Annotated in this window: 17 protein-coding genes; 2 read left to right on the forward strand and 15 right to left on the reverse strand. The window is 65.8% G+C overall.

Features of this window, described 5'->3' with window-relative positions:
• Positions 1 to 2: 2 nt before the first annotated feature.
• Positions 3 to 2783: an RNA helicase gene (locus tag Q4G50_RS06770; RefSeq protein WP_303376892.1), complete on the reverse strand. Its 2781-nt coding sequence runs from the start codon at positions 2781 to 2783 to the stop codon at positions 3 to 5.
• Between the two features lie 59 nt (positions 2784 to 2842).
• Here Q4G50_RS06770 and Q4G50_RS06775 point away from each other — a divergent pair, with 59 nt between their 5' ends.
• Positions 2843 to 3289 (forward strand): tautomerase family protein, encoded by a 447-nt coding sequence (locus Q4G50_RS06775; RefSeq protein ID WP_303376893.1) that lies wholly within the window; start codon positions 2843 to 2845, stop codon positions 3287 to 3289.
• On the opposite strand, the gene tatC is transcribed toward Q4G50_RS06775, so the two are convergent.
• The 10 genes from tatC to Q4G50_RS06825 all read right to left on the reverse strand — a co-directional run bounded on the left by tatC (position 3286) and on the right by Q4G50_RS06825 (position 13529).
• Complete coding sequence (gene tatC / locus Q4G50_RS06780) at positions 3286 to 4194, reverse strand: twin-arginine translocase subunit TatC (RefSeq protein WP_303376930.1); 909 nt, start codon at positions 4192 to 4194, stop codon at positions 3286 to 3288. The two genes, Q4G50_RS06775 and tatC, sit on opposite strands and share 4 nt — an antisense overlap.
• 97 nt (positions 4195 to 4291) lie before the next feature.
• Positions 4292 to 4594, reverse strand: a complete 303-nt coding sequence (gene tatA / locus Q4G50_RS06785; protein ID WP_303376894.1) for a Sec-independent protein translocase subunit TatA — start codon at positions 4592 to 4594, stop codon at positions 4292 to 4294.
• Between the two features lie 7 nt (positions 4595 to 4601).
• A complete protein-coding gene (locus Q4G50_RS06790; protein WP_303376895.1) occupies positions 4602 to 5606 on the reverse strand; it encodes a YafY family protein in 1005 nt (334 codons plus the stop codon).
• The gene (locus tag Q4G50_RS06795) at positions 5603 to 6556 is read right to left on the reverse strand and encodes a YafY family protein (RefSeq protein WP_303376896.1); all 954 of its coding nucleotides are present in this window, start codon (positions 6554 to 6556) and stop codon (positions 5603 to 5605) included. Before Q4G50_RS06795 ends, Q4G50_RS06790 begins: the two co-directional genes overlap by 4 nt.
• The gene (gene pafA / locus Q4G50_RS06800; protein WP_303376931.1) at positions 6557 to 7951 is read right to left on the reverse strand and encodes a Pup--protein ligase; all 1395 of its coding nucleotides are present in this window, start codon (positions 7949 to 7951) and stop codon (positions 6557 to 6559) included. It abuts the gene before it with no gap.
• A gap of 21 nt (positions 7952 to 7972) precedes the next feature.
• Complete coding sequence (locus tag Q4G50_RS06805) at positions 7973 to 8161, reverse strand: ubiquitin-like protein Pup (protein ID WP_303376897.1); 189 nt, start codon at positions 8159 to 8161, stop codon at positions 7973 to 7975.
• A gap of 16 nt (positions 8162 to 8177) precedes the next feature.
• Positions 8178 to 9740, reverse strand: coding sequence for a depupylase/deamidase Dop (dop, locus tag Q4G50_RS06810; protein ID WP_303376898.1), 1563 nt, complete (start codon positions 9738 to 9740; stop codon positions 8178 to 8180).
• Positions 9741 to 9744: 4 nt separating this feature from the next.
• Positions 9745 to 11250 carry a proteasome ATPase gene (gene arc / locus Q4G50_RS06815; protein WP_303376899.1) on the reverse strand — a complete coding sequence of 502 codons (1506 nt, stop codon included), beginning with the start codon at positions 11248 to 11250 and terminating at the stop codon, positions 9745 to 9747.
• 163 nt (positions 11251 to 11413) lie between these two features.
• Positions 11414 to 12250 (reverse strand): tRNA (adenine-N1)-methyltransferase, encoded by an 837-nt coding sequence (locus Q4G50_RS06820; RefSeq protein ID WP_303376900.1) that lies wholly within the window; start codon positions 12248 to 12250, stop codon positions 11414 to 11416.
• Positions 12251 to 12266: 16 nt separating this feature from the next.
• Positions 12267 to 13529 carry a M18 family aminopeptidase gene (locus tag Q4G50_RS06825; RefSeq protein WP_303376901.1) on the reverse strand — a complete coding sequence of 421 codons (1263 nt, stop codon included), beginning with the start codon at positions 13527 to 13529 and terminating at the stop codon, positions 12267 to 12269.
• 35 nt (positions 13530 to 13564) lie between these two features.
• Here Q4G50_RS06825 and Q4G50_RS06830 point away from each other — a divergent pair, with 35 nt between their 5' ends.
• Entirely contained in the window at positions 13565 to 14377 is an 813-nt protein-coding gene (locus Q4G50_RS06830; RefSeq protein ID WP_303376902.1) for a RecB family exonuclease, read from the forward strand.
• 92 nt (positions 14378 to 14469) lie between these two features.
• Here Q4G50_RS06830 and Q4G50_RS06835 read toward each other — a convergent pair whose 3' ends face one another.
• The 4 genes from Q4G50_RS06835 to hisG all read right to left on the reverse strand — a co-directional run bounded on the left by Q4G50_RS06835 (position 14470) and on the right by hisG (position 19949).
• On the reverse strand, positions 14470 to 16134 hold the full coding sequence (locus Q4G50_RS06835) for a formate--tetrahydrofolate ligase (RefSeq protein WP_303376903.1): 1665 nt from the start codon (positions 16132 to 16134) through the stop codon (positions 14470 to 14472).
• 16 nt (positions 16135 to 16150) lie between these two features.
• Positions 16151 to 17461, reverse strand: a complete 1311-nt coding sequence (locus tag Q4G50_RS06840; protein WP_303376904.1) for an anaerobic C4-dicarboxylate transporter — start codon at positions 17459 to 17461, stop codon at positions 16151 to 16153.
• Positions 17462 to 17562: 101 nt separating this feature from the next.
• Positions 17563 to 19017, reverse strand: a complete 1455-nt coding sequence (gene aspA, locus Q4G50_RS06845) for an aspartate ammonia-lyase (RefSeq protein ID WP_303376905.1) — start codon at positions 19015 to 19017, stop codon at positions 17563 to 17565.
• 86 nt (positions 19018 to 19103) lie between these two features.
• Positions 19104 to 19949: an ATP phosphoribosyltransferase gene (hisG, locus tag Q4G50_RS06850; protein ID WP_303376906.1), complete on the reverse strand. Its 846-nt coding sequence runs from the start codon at positions 19947 to 19949 to the stop codon at positions 19104 to 19106.
• Positions 19950 to 19951 lie beyond the last annotated feature (2 nt).

The raw sequence follows: 19951 nt of genomic DNA on the forward strand, positions 1-19951 counted from the left end.
GTTTAGCTGCCGATGGCCACCACTCCGCGGCGGATGGCGTCGATGGCGCGACGGGCGTTGGCCTGTACGTCGTCGGTGTAGGCGGTCTTGGCCACCTGGCCCAACAGATCCATGACCTGGCGGCACCAGCGGACGAAATCGCCGGGGGTCATCTCCGCCCCGGACTCGGCGGCCGCGGCCAGGCAGTACCCCAGAGGCGCGCCGGCCGCCCACTGGTGGATCGCCAGGGAGAAACCGGCCTCCGGCTCGCGGGTGATCGGCAGCCGGTGACGCTGCTCATCAGCGGCCAGCTCCTGCCAGATACGGATGGTGGCGTCCATCGCCTCCGCCATGCGGTCGGTGGCGGCGTTGGGTTCCCCGCCGAAATCCTTACGGTTTTCAAACGTGCACAGCGAGACCACGCCGGCGAGTTCCGCCGGGTCCAGGTCGTTCCAGATGCCGCGGCGCAGGCACTGGGCGACGAGCAGGTCAGACTCGTTGTGGATCTGGGAGAGCAGCACGCCCTCCGGGGTGATCACCGGCTCCCGCTCAGGCCCCTCGAACTCGACGTAGCTCATCTCAGAGAGCAGACCGATGATGCGCTCGAAGTGACGGCCGAGGGTATCGGTCGCCTTCTCCACACGGGCGTTCAGGCGGGTCAGTTCCCGTTCGCGGCGGGCCAGCTTCTCGGCGACCCGCGCCAGCTGCTCGCGGTCGGTGGCCGGCCAGGAGTGCACCGGATGGTTGCGCATGGCCTCGCGCAGCGCGATGACCTTCTTTGAGTCCCGCACCCGGGCCTGCTGGCGCATCTTCTTCGGGCGTTTGAAGCTGGTGCGCTGGAACTGGTCGACGATGTGGCGGGTGTTGCGGCGCGGGTTGTCCAGGACCTTGCGCGGCAGTTTCATGCGGCCGATGGTCTGGGGCGGGTTGTTGAAGTGGGAGGCGTCGATACGCCCGGACCAGCCCTGTTCGGTGGTCACCCAGGGGCGGGGGTCGCGGGTCTGGTTGGCTGGGGTGACCACCACGGCGAGTACGGGGTGCTTGCGGCCGGGGGTGACGATGACGTCGCCAAGCTGCAGTTTGCCCAGGATCGTGACCGTTTCCTGCTGCCGCTGCTCCAGGGAGTGCACGCGGGAGGACTTCTCCTCCTCGCTCAGGTCCCGGCGCAGGCTCATGTACTCCATGAGCTGATCCGCCGGGTCCTCCCCGTCGCGGACGGGTGGGGCGAAGGTGGCGATGGCGTCGAGAAGCTGCGAGCGCAGCTCGCGGACCTTGTGTTCGGCGCGTTCGATCTCGCGGACATCATCAACGACGGAACCGTCCGCCTGGTACTGCGCGAAGGACTTCTCCAGCAGGCGCAGGGAGGGCTCGAAACCGATCATGCCCAGCAGGTTGACAGCCATGTTGTAACCGGGCGCGAAGGTGGAGATGAGCGGGTAAGTGCGGGTCGAGGCCAACCCGGCCACCGCGCGTGGATCCATCGCCGGGCTCCACTGGACGACGGCATGGCCGATGACGTCGATACCGCGTCGTCCCGCACGGCCCGTCAGCTGCGTGTACTGGCCCGGCGTGAGCTCGACATGCCCTTCGCCGTCGAACTTGACCAGCTTCTCCAGCACCACGGAGCGCGCCGGCATGTTGATGCCCAGCGCCAGAGTCTCGGTGGCGAACACCATGCGCACCAGCCCCTGCACAAAGAGCTTTTCGACGATGTGCTTGAACGCCGGCAGCATGCCCGCATGGTGGGCCGCGAATCCGCGCTTGAGCGCGGCCTTCCACTGGGAGAACTGCAGGACCTCCAGGTCCTCCTCGGGGATGCCCTCGACGCCGGCGTCGATGATCTCCTCGATTTTCTGGGACTCCTCGTAGTTAGTGAGCACCAGGTTGGAGCGCAGGCACTGGAACAGGGCGCCGTCGCAGCCGGCGCGGGAGAAGATGAAGGTGATCGCCGGCAGCATGTCGCGGCCCTGCAGGACGCGGATGACATCCGGGCGACCGACCGGCTTCCGGCGATCCTGGGGGCGTTTGATGCCCGAGCGGCGTCCCTCGGCGCGGGCCCGGAAGCCACGCCCTGACTCGTAGTCCGCTCGCCCCTCTTCTGCCTCATCGGCCTGAATGCGGGCGATGACCTGCTCAAGTTCGTGGTTGACCTCACCACCCGTCCCGGGTTCGAAGAGCGGATAGACCTTGCGGCCGACCATCATCCACTGCTCCAGCGGAACGGGACGCTGATCGGTGACGATCACCTTGGTGTCGCCGCGAACGGTGGACAACCAGTCGCCGAACTCCTCCGAGTTGGACACCGTCGCCGACAGGCCGACGATGTTGACCGATTCATCCAGGTTGAGGATGACCTCCTCCCACACCGCACCACGCTCCCGGTCGGCGAGGTAGTGGATCTCATCCATGACGACGTGGCTGAGACGGTCGAGGGTCGGGGAGCCCGCATAGATCATGTTGCGCAGCACCTCGGTGGTCATGACGACGATCTCGGCATGGGAGTTGATCGACACATCACCAGTGAGCAGGCCGACGACTTGCTCGCCGTAGTCCTTGCGCAGATCGTTGAACTTCTGGTTGCTCAGCGCCTTGATCGGCGTGGTGTAGAAGCACTTCGTGCCCTGGGAGAGGGCCAGGGAGACGGCGAACTCACCGACGATGGTCTTGCCGGCACCAGTGGGTGCACAGACCAAAACTCCGTGTCCCTCCTCCACCGCGCGACACCCCTCCAACTGGAAGTCATCGAGGGGGAAGGAGAAGCGGGAGGCGAACTCCCGGAGGTGTGTGACATGGGTGTCGTTCATGTCACCCACGTTACTGAAATTGCAGGTGCCGGGAACCGGCCCACACTACGATTGCGCCCATGCCGACCTATACAGTCCACGCCCGTGCGGGCCACCTCGATCATTCAGTCCGCGCCAACCTGGCCCGTGCGATCACCCGCGCCCATACCGCGGCCACCGGTGCCCCAGGGTTCTTCGCCCAGGTGGTGTTCCACGACATCGACCCGGAGCGACATTTTGTCGGCGGGGAGCCCATCGCCGACGATCTGGTGTTCGTGCACGGACAGATTCGGGCGGGCCGCACACCTGAACAGAAGGAAGCGCTGCTGGGTGCCCTGAACAATGCGGTACAGACGGTGCTGGGCGTTCCACGACGCGCCGTCTGGGTGTACCTGCTCGAACTCCCGCCGTCTGACATGGTGGAGTACGGCTACGTCCTCCCCGCGGCGGGTGACGAGGCAACGTGGTTGGCGTCACTTGATGCCGAGACACAGCGTCACCTCAGATCGCTGGGGGACGCCAGCTAGAGCACATCGTCGAAAGAACCCGGCTGCGGGGCCCGGGGCATGTCGACGGGCGCGGGCCGCGCGATCGGCGACGGGGCGTGGGTTCCACCGGGTGCGGTGTCGAGCGGGGAGGCGGCCTCGTCGTCGAGATCCATCCACTCGGGGCGCTCCACCTGGCGGCGCTTGTCGTTCCAGCGGGTGAACTGGATGGCCATCTCCACGAGCAGCGTGAGGCAGCCGGCCAACACGACCATGGAGAAAGGATCCTGGCCCGGGGTCATGAACGCCGCGAAAACGAAGAGGATGAGGATGATGATGCGACGCTTGTCCCTGAGCGTCTCATAGGACAGCAGCCCGATGATGTTGAGCGTGACGATGATGAGCGGCACCTCAAAGCTCACGCCGAAGATGACGAGCAGTCCGAGCAGGAAGTTGTAGTAGTCCTGTCCGGTCAGGGCGGAGACCGCGAACTCGGTGCCCATCGTCATGAGGAACTCCAGCGCGAAACCGACGATGAAGTAGGCGATGAGAGCGCCCAACACGAAAAGCAGCACGGCGAGGGAGACGAAGGTGAACGTGGTGCGGCGTTCCTTCTTGTGCAGACCCGGGACGATGAAGGCCCACATCTGGTACAGCCACACCGGCGAGGAAAGCACGATACCGGCCAGCGCTCCGACCTTGAGACGCAGCATGAACATCTCAAAGGGGCGGGTGGCCAGCAGACGGCACTCGTTGTCGCGGGTGAAGTCGGCGCGGATCTCCGGGGGCAACTCACAGTAGGGCCCGCGGAGGATCTCCCCGAGAGGCTGGGTGCCGAAAGGCGCGTACTGGTACCACATGAAACCGATGATGGTGCCGGCGAACAAGGCCAGCAGCGAAATGATCACGCGGCGGCGGAGCTCCTGCAGGTGCTCCACCAGGGACATGTCACCGGTCGGGGACTTCTTCTTTTTCTTCCTGCTGAAGCGCAACCGACGCTGGGTGAGCTCACCGGACTGGGACATGGAAAGCTACAACCCTGCTCTACTGGTTCGGGTTCTGCTGGCGCGGATCGTAGTTCGGGTTCGGCTGGTTCTGCGGCTGCTCCCAGAAGTCCTGCTGGGGTGCCGGCTGCTGAGGCTGCTGCGGCGGGGCGATCTGGCCCTGCTGGGGCTGCTGCGGCTGCTGGGCCTGTGGCTGATCGTCGTTACCCATCTCCTTGACCTCAGACTTGAAGATGCGCATGGAGCGGCCGATGGAACGTGCGGCGTCGGGAAGCTTCTTAGCGCCGAACAGCAGCACGACGACGAGCACGATGATCAGGATTTCCCAGGGACCGGGGGTCATGTGTGTATTACCTCTCGAGACAAGTTCGGTTGGTGTCGAACGTAGGGCCTTGATCATACGCTGTCAATGCCGATGCCGCCCTCCGACTCACTTCCTCCACCAAGACCTGCGGCCCGATGACGCGCAGCCGGTCGGCCTGGCCGAGGGCGAAGCGGATGAACCAGTCCTTTGATCCGACCGGCATCCGGGCGTGGACGTAGCCATCGGCGGCCACCTCCCCCAGCGTGATGGGGAAATAGTCGGCGATCCACGTGTGCTCGGGGTGGATGAGCAGGTCGGCCTGGTCGGCGATCATGCGGTAGCCGAAGGGGTCCTTCTCATCGAAGGGCAGGGAATCCAGGTGTGGCTGGGCGGATTCGTCCAGGATTTCGATGTCACTCATGCGGTCGGCGCGAAAGTTCTTGTGCCGCCCGGCTTCTTCCTCCCAGGCAGTGAGATAGGTTTCGCCGCCGGTGACGAAAATCTTCGCTGGGTCGACAACACGGCGGCGGGTGGTGTCCGAGGACTGGGAACGGTACGTGAAGGCGACGCGGTGTCCCCCGGCGATGGCCTCCCGCAGAAGCTCCTGCGGGGTGGCCTCTGCCGGGTCCTCCGCGGCAAGGGAGTCGAAGATGGCGACAGCGCGATCACCCATGATGTCGCGCAGCTTCCTCGCGGCAGACATCACGGCCGCGCGGTCAGCCAGCCCCGGCACGGCCTCCAGGGACTCTAAGGTGAGCAGCAGTGCACCCGCTTCGGTGGGCGTCAGGCGCAGGGGGCGATCCATGCCTTGGGAGTTGGCGATCGACACCTTCGACCAGTCGGCCTTAAGGTCCACCAGCTCCTCCGGCCAGCGGCCGACGCCGCAGCAGGCCAGGCGCTGGATCTCCTCGTAAAGGGAGGCGGGGTCGCGCCCGAGGTCCTTGGCGGCTTCCATGAGTGAGCGATCCGGGTGGGCCTGGAAGTAGGGAATGAGGTTGAGCGCGCGGACCAGCGTATCGAGCTTGCCGGTCGAATCCACGGTCTGGCTCATCGGGCGGCCTCCTGGAGCAGTGCGATGACATCCTCGCGGACATCGGCGGGTTCGTGGACGATAACCTCCGGGGCGAATCCGCTGGCGGTGCGCACCAGCCAGGAACGGTCGACGTCGATAAGCGAAAAACGACCGTCTGCCAGGCGCTGACCGGCATCACTGAGCTCGAAGGCGACGCCTGCGGGGATGGTGAGCACGGCGTCGACACGCTGGTTCATCGCCCGCAGGGAATCCTCGACGATTGACTGCAGGTCCTGCGTCGGCTGCGGGTGTGTCGCTGGCTCGCGTTTGGCGTAGACCTGTGAGATGCGCAGCAGGCGGAAAGAGCGCGGGGCGTCGCGGTCGATGTCGTGGCCGACGAGGTAGAGCTTGTCCTGCAGCGGCACAATCGCCCACGGATCCATCGTCCGGCGTACCGGCTCGGAGGTCGGGGTGGGCACGTAGTCGAAGCTCATGCGCAGCCCCTCCCGGATGATCGTGAGGATGTTGCCCAGCATCTGCGGGGACAGGCGGTGGGTGTCGTTGACGGCGGTGAACACCGGTGCCTCCTGCAGGTCCCGGCTCACCCCTGACGCCGCCAGCTTCGTCCAGCCGGAGCGGGCGAACACGCCCAGCTCACTGCTTTGCCCCATGTCCCCGGCCAGACCCAGCACGGCGGCCTCCTCCGGGGTGAAGGTCACCTCGGGGAGCTCGTAGCGGTCGTTGAGCAGTCGGTAGGCGGTGCCGCCGTCCTCAGAACGCCGTTGCTCCAGCGGTACGCCCGCGCGCCCCAACGTGACGATATCGCGCGTGAGACGCCTGTGGAAGGCGTCCCGGTTACCGTCGTCGTAACCGTCGACGTGGCGGCGGATCCACTCCGGCGTGAGCATGCGCCCACCCTGGCGATCCGCCTCCCGGAGCGCGAACACTAGGTTCATCAGACGGTGGACCGCCTTGTCCTGCTTGCCCATCTATGACCTTCCGTAGGCACCTGCGTTCTCATCAAGATAGGCCAGGAGCTTATCGACGCGCGCGTCAACGGCCGAGAAAGGATCAAGAAGTTCCACCAGTTGCGGTTCCGGCTCATTGACTTTCAGGTGCACCCAGTCGGTGGTGATCGGCGCGCCGAGCTCCGCAGCGCGCGCGATGAGCTGGCCGCGTAGCCGGGCGCGGGTGGTCTCCGGAGGCGTATCGACAGCCCGCGCAACGGCCTCATCCGTCGTCCAGCGCTCCACCATCCCGCGGGATTCGAGCAGGGGGAACAGGCCGCGGCCGGGGCGGATGTCGTGGTAGGTGAGGTCGATCTGGGCCAGCTTCGGGTTGGTCCAGTCCTCCCCCAGGCGCTCACGGTAGCGGTTGAGCAGGTTGAGCTTGATCACCCAGTCGATTTCCCGGTCCACCTGCGAGAAGTCCTGCGTGCGGATGGCCTGCAGTTGGCGGGTCCACAGGTCCACGGCCCGGCGTAACTCCTCCGTCGGGGTGCCCTCATCGGGGCGCTCGTCCAGCCAGTCGGTGGCGGCTGCCAGTGTCGCCTCCTGTACCTCGAGGGCGGTGACGGTGCCGCCGTCCTTGAGCAGCAGTTCGGTGGCGCCGGTCATGTCGCGGGCGATGTCGCGGATGTGGCCGATGGGGTTGTCCATCTCGAAGTCGGGCAGCTCCACGCCCGCCTCGACCATCTCGAGCACGAGCAGGGTCGCACCGACCTTGAGGGCGAAAGTCGTCTCCGACATGTTCGAGTCACCGACGATGACGTGCATGCGGCGGAAGCGCTCGGAATCGCCGTGCGGTTCATCGCGGGTGTTGATGATCGGCCGGGCCCTGGTCGTCGCCGAGGAAATGCCCTCCCACACCTGGTCCGCACGCTGGGAGAGCACGAAGCCGGGTTGGAAACCACCCGTCGCGCGCCCCACCATGCCGGCGCCGCAGATGAGCTGGCGGGTGATCATGAACGGCAGCAGCTGCTTGCCCAGGCTTTTCAGCGGCAGGTGGCGGCCGACGAGGTAGTTCTCGTGGCAGCCGTAGGAGTTGCCCACTGAGTCGACGTTGTTCTTGAAGAGGTAGACGCGGGCGTCGATACGCTCTTGAGCCAGCACTTCCTCCGCGCGTTGGGCGAGCTTGTCGACGACCATGTCCCCCGCCTGCTCATGGTTGAGCAGCTGCGTCAGGCTGTCGCATTCGCCGGTGGCGATCTCCGGGTGGGAGCCCACATCAAGGTAGAGGCGGGAGCCGTTGCGGGTGAAGATGTTCGAGCTGGAGTGCTTCTCGACGATCGGGCGAAACAGGTAGCGCGCGATCTCATCCGGGGTGAGCGAACGGGTGCCATCACCGGTGGTGGCGGTGATGCCGTATTCGGTCTCCACGCCCATGATGCGGCGGGCGAAGATCACTTACTGGCCGCCCTTCTGCACATAGGAGCGGACGAACTCGGCGGCGTTGGTCTCCAGCAGGCCGTCGATCTCATCGAGAAGATCATCGGTGCCGGTGGTGTTGAGCTGGGCCTGGCCGGCCTCGAAGGCGTCATCGTTGTTGTTGTCGTGGCCGCCGCCGGCGGAGATCTGGGACTGGGGTCCGGTCATGATGGGGGTGCTCCTTCTAGTGCTGGTGAGGCTTGTTGATGTGGGACTTGTTGTGGTGGGTGACGTAGTGGTCCGGGGCGTAGTTAACCCCGGTCAACTTGGCGATCAGCTCGTCGGTGTCGGCGGAGGAGTTGATGATCTCCCCCACGTGCTCCCGAGTGAGCTTATCCACCTCATTGGTCTGGAAACGGGCGGTGCCCTCGGAGTGTTTGAGGATCATCGTCTGCCAGCTGGCGGCGATGACGTCGTCGGGGAAACGCGCGGAGACAGCGCCGCGGAACCAGGCGCGGGAATCGGCCGGGGGCTCCTCGGCGGCCCGGTTGATCTCCTCCTCGCTGGCGATGGTCTCCATCCGGCCCTTGCGCACCAGGGCGTGGTAGAGGGACTTCGCCGGGTCGATGTCGGCGTACTGCAGATCGATGAGCTTGAGCTTCGGGTCGCCGATGTCCACGCCGCGGTCAAGATAACCCTTGATCAGGGCGTACTTTGCCGTCCAGTCGAGGAGGTGGGAGGTGGACAGAGGATCCTCGGCGAGCATGTCCATCACCTGCCCCCACAAGGCGATGACGCGCTCGTCGACCTCATCGACGGCCGTGACACGCTCGCGGTAGAGCGCGAGGATGTCGAGGGCGGTGAGCTCGCGGCCGTCGCGAAGCTGCAGTGTGTGGGTGAGCGTGAGGTCGTGGGAGACGCGCTTGATCTCCGCTACCGGGTCGGCCAGGCGCAGGTCGGAGAAGTCGACCTCGTTCTCAATGGCGTCGATAACCAGCTTCGTCATGCCGAACTTGAGGAAATTCGCGGTGTGCGACATGTTCGCGTCACCGACGATGGTGTGCAGGCGACGGAAGTGGACGGCGTTGGCGTGCGGCTCATCGCGGGTGTTGACGATGCCCCTGTTGAGCGTCGTCTCCAGGGAGATCTCCTGGTGGAAGTAGTCGGCACGCTGGGAGATCTGGAAACCATCCTGTTCACCCGCCTCGCCGATGCCCAGGCGACCGGCGCCGATGATGACGTTGCGGGTGACGAAGAACGGGATGAGCGCCTGGGTGAGCACCTGGAAATCGGTCTTGCGGGAGTACTGGTAGTTCTCGTGAGCACCGTAAGAGGCACCCTTGCCGTCGACGTTGTTCTTGTAGATCTTCAGCGGCGGGCACGGGTCGTGATGCTTGAGGATGCTCACGCCCTGCTCATAGAGCTCCGCCACATTGGCGACGGCCTTGCGCATGATGACATCACCAGCGGCGTCATAGACCAGCGCGTCATAGGCATTGGAGACCTCCGGGGAGGAGTACTCCGGGTGCGCATGGTCGACGTAGAAGCGGGCGCCGTTGGTGGTGACCACGTTGGCGATACCCACCGCGTCCGGCTCCACGACCGGCACCGTGTGGTAGCGGCGCAGGTCGAAGCCGCGGGTGTCCTTGAGCGGGGACTCTTCTTCATAGTCCCAGCGGGAGCGCGCGCCGGTGTTCATCGCGGCATACGCCACCACCACGTGGGTCGAGGTGACGATGGGGCTCAGCCCCGGATCCGTCGGTGTGGAGATGCCGTATTCGGTCTCCGTGCCCATATACCTGCTCATATCCCTATCCAATCACTTGTGCCTGGACGACACGCTTGCCGTGCCGCCCCGTGATCCGTGACCACTCGTCCGGGTTCGCCGTGTTCGGCAGATCCTCCGACTCGTTCTGCTCAGCGAGGACCGCCTCCGCGATGTGCTGGCGGCTCACGCCCGCTTCGCTGATGCCGGCCAGGTGGTCCTTGATGGCCAGCTTCTTCGCCCTATCGACGATGTTGGCGACCATCGCCCCGGACACAAAGTCCGAGTAATCCAGGATCTCAATCTCCCCGTCCACCAGGGTCAGTTCAACGAAGGCACGCGGCGCAAAGAGCTTCTCGACGCCCACCTCAATCAGATCCGCCACCGGCTCCGCATGCGGGACGTCGTCGGTGAGATAGCGCTGGAAGATATCGCGCGCGCCCTCGCGAGTGGGCCGCTGGACGCGGATCTTGACGTCGAGGCGCCCCGGGCGCAGGAGTGCGGGGTCAATGAGTTCCTCACGGTTGGTGGCGCCGATGATGATGACGTTGGCGAGGTTTTCCACACCATCCAGCTCAGTGAGCAGCTGCGGGACGACGGTGGTCTCCATGTCGGAGGACACACCTGATCCGCGGGTGCGGAAGATGGACTCCATTTCATCGAAGAAGATGATCACGGGCCGGCCCTCCCCCGCCAGCTCACGCGCCCGCTCGAAGATCAGGCGGATGCGGCGCTCGGTCTCGCCGACGAACTTGTTCAGCAACTCCGGGCCCTTGACGTTGAGGAAGTAACTGGCCGAGCCATCACCCACCCGCTGGCTCAGCGAGTTGGCCACCGCCTTGGCGATGAGCGTCTTACCGCACCCGGGCGGGCCATAGAGCAGGACACCTTTCGGCGGGTTGAGCTGGTAGTCGCGGTAGAGATCCGGGTGGGAGAACGGCAGCTCCACGGCGTCGCGGATCTGGTCGATCTGTTCGTCGAGGCCACCGATGTCGGCGTAGGTGACATTCGGGACCTCCTCCAGCGAAAGCTGCGAGACCTCCGTCTTGGGGATGCGCTCATAGGCCAAGCCGGCCTTAGTGTCGACCAGCAGGGTGTCACCGGCGCGGGCGGAGGTGGCGATGGGCTCGGCCAGGCGTACCAGGCGCTCTTCCCCGGTGGAGTTGGCCACCAGGGCGCGCCCCTGCCCGATGCGTTCGGTGAGCATGCCCAGCTCACCGGTGTCGGGGAAGCCGCAATCCTCCACCACGATGGACCCGTCGCCCAGGCGCACCAGCGCGCCGGGGGCGAGCTCCTCGGTGTTGAGGTTCGGGGAGACCTTGAGGCGCATGAGACGGCCGGAGGTAAATACCTCGGCGTCGCGGCCCACTCCCCCGGCCAGGTAGATGCCGTAGGTGGAGGCGGGCTCCGCGAGGGCGTCGATCTGGGCGGAGAGGTCCTTGAGCTTGTCCCGGGAGGCCTTGAGCAGCTGGGAAAGCTTGGAGTTGCGGCTGCTTAAGGTCCGGATCTCGCGTTGCAGGGCGACTGCGTCCGTGGTGTCGGCGTTACTCATGCCCCAACTGTAACCTGCACCACCCTGGGCCGGATTCATCCCCGGGCGATACCTAGGGTTTGCCCTGGGACGTTGTGCAAAACTCCACCCGAACGGTGTTCAAGTTCCTGCATTGTCCCTGTTCGCCGCTTCTTACTACGCCGCAGTTTGCAGACGCCCGGGTCTATTTCCGCGCGCGGCGCTGCGGGCGCGGCGGGGTGACCCCATCAGCCAGGCGGCGGGCCCACACGAGGAAGGCGGTGTGGGCGTTCATGCGGTGCTCGGGGCGGGTGGCCAGGCCCTCGACCTTCCATTCGCGCACCAGCGACTCCCAGGCCTTGGGCTCGGTGAAGCACTGCTGCTCGCGGATACCTTCCATGACCTTCATCAGCTGCGGCACAGTGGCCACGTACGTCATGAACACGCCCCCGGGGATGAGGACGTCCTTGACCACGTCGAGGCATTCCCAGGGCTCGAGCATGTCGAGGATGACGCGGTCGACAGGGCCGCCGAGGTCCTCGACCTTCACCTCCTTGAGGTCACCTAGGCGCGGGCTCCACGTGGCGGGGCGGCCGCCGAAGAATTCATCGACGTTGGACTCGGCGAACTCGAGGTGGTCCTCGCGGATCTCATAGGAGATGAGCTCGCCCTCCGGACCGATGGCGCGCAGCAGCGCCATGGACAGGGCACCGGAGCCGGCGCCGGCCTCGAGCACGCGGGCGCCGGGGAAGATGTCGCCCTCGATGAGGATCTGGGCGGAGTCCTTCGGGTAGATCACGGCGGCTCCGCGCGGCATCGAGAGCACGTGGTCGACCATGAGGTGGCGGAAGAGCAGGTAGTCGGCCCCGAGGGAGGACTGGATGACCGAGCCCTCGTCCATGCCGATGATCTGCTCGTGCAGGATCTCACCCTTGTGGGTGTGGAACTTCTCCCCCGGGGTGAGGATGAGGGTGAAGTGCCTGCGCTTGGCGTCGGTGAGCTGGACGCGGTCGCCGGGCTGGAAGGGGCCGGAATAGGCCACGGGGGTCTCCTATCGTTTAAGAACCAATCAAGTATGCCTCAAGAGCGTCGGCGAACCACAGCTGATCCGCCACGCCGGCCAGCTCCCGGGCGGAGTGCATGGACAGCAGCGGTACACCGACATCGACGGTGGGAATTCCCAGCCGGGTGGCGGTGATGGGGCCGATGGTGGAGCCGCAGGGCATGGCGTTGTTCGAGACGAAACTCTGCGAGGGAACCCCGGCGGCGCGGGCGGCCCGCTGCCAGCGGGCGACGGTGTCGGCGGTGGAGGCGTAGCGCTGGTTGGCGTTGATTTTCACCACGGGGCCGCCGCCGATGATCGGATGATGGGCCGGGTCGTGTTTGCCCACGTAATTGGGGTGCACCGCGTGGGCGGCGTCGGCGGAGACACAGAAGGAGCGGGCGTACATGCGGCGGGTGGCGTCCAGGTCAGCGCCGAGGGCTGCGGCGGTGCGTTCCAGCACATCGGCCAGGATGGGACCGGCCGCGCCTGTCGCGGATGCCGAGCCGACCTCCTCGTGGTCGAAGGCGGCGAGCACGAGGACGTCGCTGCCGGTGTCGCCCGATTCGATGGCGCGCAGCAAGGCGATGAGCGAGGCGTGCACCGAGGACAGGTTGTCCATGCGTCCGGCGGCGATGAGCTCGGCGTCCGCGCCGAATACTTCGCCGCGCTGGGCATCGCAGGTGATCAGGTCAAGGCCGTCAATATCCCGCTTATCGACGCCCACCTGCCCCGCCACCACCTCCAACACCGGGGTATGCCCCTCCCCGATGAGCCCGGTGATCGGCTGCATGTGCTGCTGCCGATCAAGGGTGAGCTCTGTGGAGCGGTCCAGGTGGATCGCCAGATGCGGGATCCGCGCGATGGGCCCGGTGTTAACCAGACGCTGGGAACCATCCGCCAGGACCACCCGGCCCGCGAAAGTGAGCTCGCGGTCGAGCCAGGAGGCGAGGATCGGCCCGCCGTAGACCTCCACACCGGCCTGCGCCCACCCGGCCGTGCCCAGTTCAGGCGAGGGCTTGAGGGTGAAACCGGGCGAATCTGTGTGGGAACCGATGATCCGGAAGCCCGACTCCGGGGACGCGTCCTCCGGCACCCACCACGCCATCACTGCCCCACCGCGCACCATCACATGCCCACCCGGGGTGGCATCCCACGGTGCGGACTCGTCCTGGGGGTGGAAGCCGGCGTCGATAAGCATGTCAGCAACGACCCGCGCGGCGTGATAGCTGCTCGGTGACGCCGCAATGAAATCGAGGAAGTCGAGAGTCTGGTTCATGTGTCCAGCTTGCCACGGATAAGGTGGTGGCCATCATGACCACCCCACGCCCGCTGGCACTTTCCCCCTCCCGCGCCTCCGACTACCAGCAATGCCCCCTGCTCTACCGGCTGCGCGCCATCGACCGCCTCCCGGAACCGAAGACAATCCCGCAGGTCAAGGGCAACCTCGTGCACGCGGTCCTCGAGTACATGCACGCGCAACCGCGGGAGGAACGCACCTACCCGGCGGCCGTCAAACAGCTCAAACCCCACTGGGCGACCATGGTCGAAGCCGACGCGGAGCTCAACGAGCTGGTGCCGGAGGAAGACTTGCTGGACTTCCTTATCGCTTGCCGCAGCCTGCTGCGCGGCTACTTCGAGATGGAGAACCCGCAGGGTTTCGACGCCCACGCCGTGGAGATGTACGTGGACACCGTGCTGCCCAACGGGGTGCCCGTGCGCGGTTTCATCGACCGCGTCGACGTGGCGCCGACCGGTGAGGTGCGCGTCGTCGACTACAAGACCGGCAAGAAACCACTACCCCGCTACAGTCAGGCCGCGCAATTCCAGATGCGTTTCTACGCCCTGGTGTACTGGCGGCTCTACGGGGTCATCCCCCACCAGCTGCGACTGATGTACCTCAAGGTGCTGGACAACATGTTCCTCGCGCCCTCGAAGGAAGAGCTGGAGTACTTCGAGCGGGATCTCGCCGACCTCTGGGGCAAGATCGCCGCCGACGGTGCCGCGGGGCGTTTTCGGCCGCAGACCTCCAAGCTGTGCGGCTGGTGCTCTTTTCAGTCGCTGTGCCCCGCGTTTGGCGGGACCCCGCCGGAGTATCCGGGCTGGCCGGGCTCGACCGCGGACTGAAGTCACAGATGTTACGGGGGCTATGAGTACTTCCCGGTGGTTTGAACCACCCGTAAGTACTCATAGCCCCCGTAAGAGCGGTGACATAACCGCTAGAACAGCCCGGTGATCTTCCCGTCGCCGCCAATGTCGATACCCTCCGCCGCGGGGCGGGCCGGCAACCCCGGCATGGTCATCACCGCACCCGTGAGCGCCACGATGAAACCGGCGCCCGTGCGCGGGATGAGCTCACGCACGTGCAGAGTGTGGCCGGTCGGGGCGCCCAGTGCGCCGGGTTCATCGCTAAACGAGTACTGCGTCTTGGAGATGCACACCGGCAACTGATCCCAACCGTTGGCGCGCAGCACGGCCAGATCCTTGAGCGCCTGAGGCGCGTACTCCACCTTCTCCGCCCGGTAGATCCTCCGGGCGATGGTCTCGATCGAGGCCTCCACCCCGCGACGCGGGTCGTATAGTGGCGCCGAGCCGGTGCCGAGGTTATCCAGCACCACCTGCGCCAATGCCTCCGCCCCGGCCCCGCCGCGGGCCCACACCTGACACTCCTCCAGCGCGACGTGGAAGTCCTTCGCCCAGGCGCGCATGAAGGCCCGCTCGGCGTCGGTGTCAGTATTGAAGAGGTTGAGCGCAACGATGGGGCGCGCGCCGAACTGCTGGATGTTCGCCACGTGCCGGGCCAGGTTTGCCACGCCCTCCCGCAGGTGCTCGAGGCTTTCGGTCGTCAGGTCCGTGCGGGCCATGCCACCGTTATATTTCAGGGAGCGGATGGTGGCCACGATCACCACACCCGCCACGTCCAGACCGCCGTGGCGGGCCTTGATGTCGAAGAACTTCTCGGCGCCGAGATCGGAACCGAAGCCAGCCTCGGTGAGGACGATGTCGGCGTGCTGCAGGGCCACGCGCGTGGCGATCAGCGAGTTGCAGCCATGCGCGATGTTGGCGAAGGGCCCGCCGTGCACATACGCCGGGGTGCCGCCGAGGGTCTGCACGAGATTGGGGTTAAGCGCCTCCTTCATCAGGGCAGCCAGTGCCCCGGTAGCGCCGAGTTGCTCGGCGGTGACGGGCTCGCCGTCGAAGGTGAACGCCACGGTCAGACGGGCGAGGCGGGCCTTGAGATCCTCCAGATCGCTGGCCAGGCACAGCACCGCCATGATCTCGGAGGCGGCGGTGATGGTGAAACCCGTCTCGCGCGGAGTGCCGTGCGCCGTACCGCCGAGACCGGTGATGACACCGCGTAGTGAACGATCGTTGACGTCGAGGCAGCGCTGCCAGACGATGCGGCGGACATCGATACGCAGCTTGTTGCCCTGCTGCACGTGGTTGTCTACCAGTGCCGCCAGCGTGTTGGTGGCCGCGGCGATGGCGTGGAAATCGCCGGTGAAGTGGAGGTTGATGTCCTCCATGGGGACGATCTGGGAGTATCCGCCGCCCGCGGCCCCGCCCTTGATCCCCATGACCGGGCCCTGCGAGGGTTCGCGTAGCGCGGCGGCAGCGTTGAGGCCGCGCCGGGACATGGCGTCAGTCAGCCCGATGAGCACCGTCGACTTGCCCTCCCCCGCAGGCGTGGGCGACATGCCGGTGACCAGCACCAACTTCCCCGCTTGCGGACGCTTCGGCAACTGCGTGATGTCCACCTTCGCCTTATAGGGGCCGAAGGTGATCAGCGCCTCCGGGGGGATCCCCGCCCGGAGGGCGATCTCCGTGATGGGTTCGAGGGTGTGGGCTTGGGCGATGGCGACGTCGGAAAGCGGCTGACTCATGCCTCAAGGCTAAACCTCAGAGCAGGATCGCGCCCAGCCCGTAGGCGAAAAGTACAGACAGAGCGATGTTGACCACGCCCGGGATCATGAAGGGGTGGTCGAAGACGAAACGACCGATACGGGTGGAGCCGGTGTCATCCATCTCGACGGCAGCGAGCAGGGTCGGGTAGGTCGGGAGGACAAACAGCGCGGACACGGCCGGGAAGGCGGCAATGGCGGTGAGCGGGGAGACACCGATCGCCAGGGCAGCCGGCATAAGCGCCTTGGCCGTGGCTGCCTGAGAGTACAGCAACGCCGCGGCGAAGAAGAGGACCACTGCGAGCAGCCAGGGGCTGGCGCTGAGAACATCTCCGGCCAGTACCTGGATGTCGTCGATGTAGTGGTTGATGATCGTGGTGCCCAGCCAGGCGACGCCGAGGACGCAGACGGAGGCCGACATGCCGGAGCGGAACACCTGGGTCTTGATGATCTCGTCCGCCGGGATGCTGGTGGCCAACACGATGACGGTGGCGGCTCCGAGCATGATCGTCATGATGGCCTCGTTGCGCGGCAGGGTGGGATCATTGATGAGGCCCACCTGCTCGGAGATCGCAGTGGCGTAGGCCATGACGCCGACGATGGCGGCGAGGAAAATCCACACCGAGGCCTGCGCTCCCGGTTGCGGGCGCCAGTGGCCAGCGTCCTGCGGGGCACGGACCAGACCCTTGGCGAGGCGGTCGAGGTAGACGGGGTCGTCGAGAAGCTCCCTACCCATACGGTTGGTGAGCAGGGCCGTCGGGAAGATCGCCAGGAAAGTGGCGGGGATCATGATGCCCAGCAGCGTGAGGTAGCTGACGCCGAGCGGCTCGAGGAGGGAGGCCATGAAGACAACAGCCGCAGAAATCGGCGAGGCGACGATCGCCATCTGGGAGGCGATGACCGCCACCGACAGCGGGCGCGAGGGGCGCACCTTGCCCTCCTTGGCTACCTCGACGATGACGGGCAGCGTGGAGAAGGCGGTGTGGCCGGTGCCGGCGAAGACGGTCATGAGCCAGGTGACCACCGGCGCCCACAGGGTAATCTGGCGGGGGTTGCGGCGCAGGAAGCGTTCCGCGAGGTGGACAAGGTAGTCCATGCCGCCGGCGCGCTGCATTGCGGAGATCGCGGCGATGACGCACATGATGATGCCGATGACGTCGAAGGGGATGTCCTCCGCCGTGACGGGCACGCCGGTGAGGCTGAGGAGGAGGACGCCGAGACCGCCTGCGAAGCCGATCGCGATGGAGCCCAGCCGGGCACCGAGCACGATGGCACCGATGACGATGAGGATCTGGAGGGCGAGGATCATGCCCCAAGCCTATGGTCTGACCATGTCCGGAACCCAGTTACGGGCAGGCAAAAACGCCCGTTTGTGTGGAATCACACACAAACGGGCGCCTACGCGCTCCCCTACTGATCCAGGTACAGGCGGCCGCGGAACTCCGGATGCATGAGGTTCTCCTTGCTCAGCACCCGCTCCAGGGTGTCCGCATCCATCAGTTCCTTCTCCAGGACGATCTCCTTGACCGAACGCCCCGTCTCCGCGGACTCGCGCGCCACCAGATCACCGTTGTGGTGGCCGATGAAGGGGTTGAGGTAGGTGACAATGCCGATGGAATTCTCCACATACGCGCGGCACACATCAGCGTTGGCGGTGATGCCCTCGACGCACTTCTCCCGCAGGGTCACGGCCGCGTTGCCCAGGATGCGGATCGACTGGAACATCGCCTCCGCCATGACCGGCTCCATGACGTTGAGCTGCAGCTGACCGGCCTCGGCTGCCATGGTGACGGTGAGATCGTTACCGAAGACCTTGAAGCACACCTGGTTGACCACCTCCGGGATCACCGGGTTGACCTTGCCCGGCATGATCGAGGAGCCGGCCTGGCGCGGCGGCAGGTTGATCTCGTTGATTCCGGTGCGCGGCCCGGAAGACAGCAGACGCAGGTCGTTGCAGATCTTCGACAGCTTCATCGCCGCCCGCTTGACCGCCGAGTGGGCGTGGACGTAGGCGCCGGTATCCGAGGTCGCCTCAATGAGGTCGAGGGCGGACTTGATGTCCAGACCAGTGACCTCTGCCAGCGTCGCGGTGACCTGGTGACGGTAGCCGGCCGGGGTATTGACACCCGTGCCGATGGCGGTGGCACCCAGGTTGATCTCCAGGAGACGGTCGGCGGCGTTGCGCAGCACGGCCTGCTCCTCGGCGAGGTTGTGGGCGAAGGCGTTGAACTCATCGCCTAAGGTCATGGGCACTGCGTCCTGCAGCTGGGTGCGGCCCATCTTGAGGATGTCCTGGAACTCGCGTCCCTTCTCCCGAAACGCCTTCTGCAGGTCCTCCATCTGCTCAATGAGTGTGCTCAGCGCGGCGTAGAGCCCGAGACGGAAACCGGTTGGGTACGCGTCGTTGGTCGACTGCGACATGTTGACGTCATCGTTGGGGTTGATGACATCGTAGGACCCCTTCTCCTCCCCCAGGTACTCCAGCGCCAGGTTCGCGATCACCTCATTGGTATTCATGTTCACCGAGGTGCCCGCACCGCCCTGGAAGATGTCGATCGGGAACTGGTCCATGCAGCGACCCTCGTGGATGATCTGGTCGCACGCCCACACGATTGCCTCGTACTTCTTCGCGGGCAGGGTGTGCAGGCGCCGGTTGGCCATGGCCGCGGCCTTCTTCACCTGCGCCATGCCGCGGATGAACTCCGGCACGTGGTTGATGGTGGTACGCGAGATCTGGAAGTTCTCCACCGCGCGCATCGTGTGAATGCCGTAATAGGCATTCGCAGGGACCTCCAGGTAGCCGAGGAGATCCTCCTCGGTGCGGGTCTTGCGGGCTACGGCGGTGGTCTCGGGGTTGTCGGCCATGGTGCGGTCCTTTCGCTGGATAAACACTCAATCGCCCATCGTAGCGATTTTGCTTATCGACGCCCCGTCGGCGACCACCTCACCACTTAGATCCGGGCGATGCGCAGCTCAGAGGCCAAAATGGCCTCCGCGCCCAGCTCGTCGAGCTGGTCCATGACGGCGTTGACTCCCTTGCGCGGCACGAGGGCACGCACCGCAACCATGTCCTCGCGGGCCAGCGGGGACACCGTCGGACCGGACAGACCCGGGGTGACGGCGGAGGCCTGCTCGAGGTTCTCGCGGGAGATGTTGTAGTCGATCATGAGGTAGTTCTGCGCGGTGAGCACGCCCTGAATGCGGCGGAGCACGAGGTTGTGCTCGCCGGTGGGCTGCAGGTCACGGCGCCCGACGACCACGGCTTCGGAGGTGACCAGCGGCTCACCGAACGGCGCTAACCCCTGCTTGCGCAGTGTGTTGCCGGTGGAGACGATATCGGCGATGGCGTCGGCGACACCGAGCTTGATGGAGATCTCCACCGCGCCGTCGAGGCGGATGACCTCCGCCTCCAGGCCGCGGGCCGCGAGATCGTCCTTGACCAGGTTGGGGTAGGCGGAGGCGATGCGCTTGCCGGCCAGATCCTCCACGGTCCAGGTCTCGTTGGCGGGGGCGGCGTAGCGGAAGGTGGAGGCGCCGAAACCCAGGGGCAGCAGCTCATCGACGTCAGCCCCCGAGTCGCGGGCCAGGTCACGGCCGGTGATGCCCATGTCGAGCTTGCCGTTGGCCACGTAAATGGCGATGTCTTTCGGGCGCAGGAAGTAGAACTCGACGTCGTTGGCCTTGTCGAACACGGCCAGCGCGCGGGAATCTCCGCGGCCCTTGTACCCGGCCTCCTCGAGAATCTCGACGGCAGCCTCCGACAGCGAGCCCTTGTTGGGCACAGCGATCTTGATCATGA

Source organism: Corynebacterium sp. (genome assembly GCF_030538285.1).
Classification (GTDB): domain Bacteria; phylum Actinomycetota; class Actinomycetes; order Mycobacteriales; family Mycobacteriaceae; genus Corynebacterium.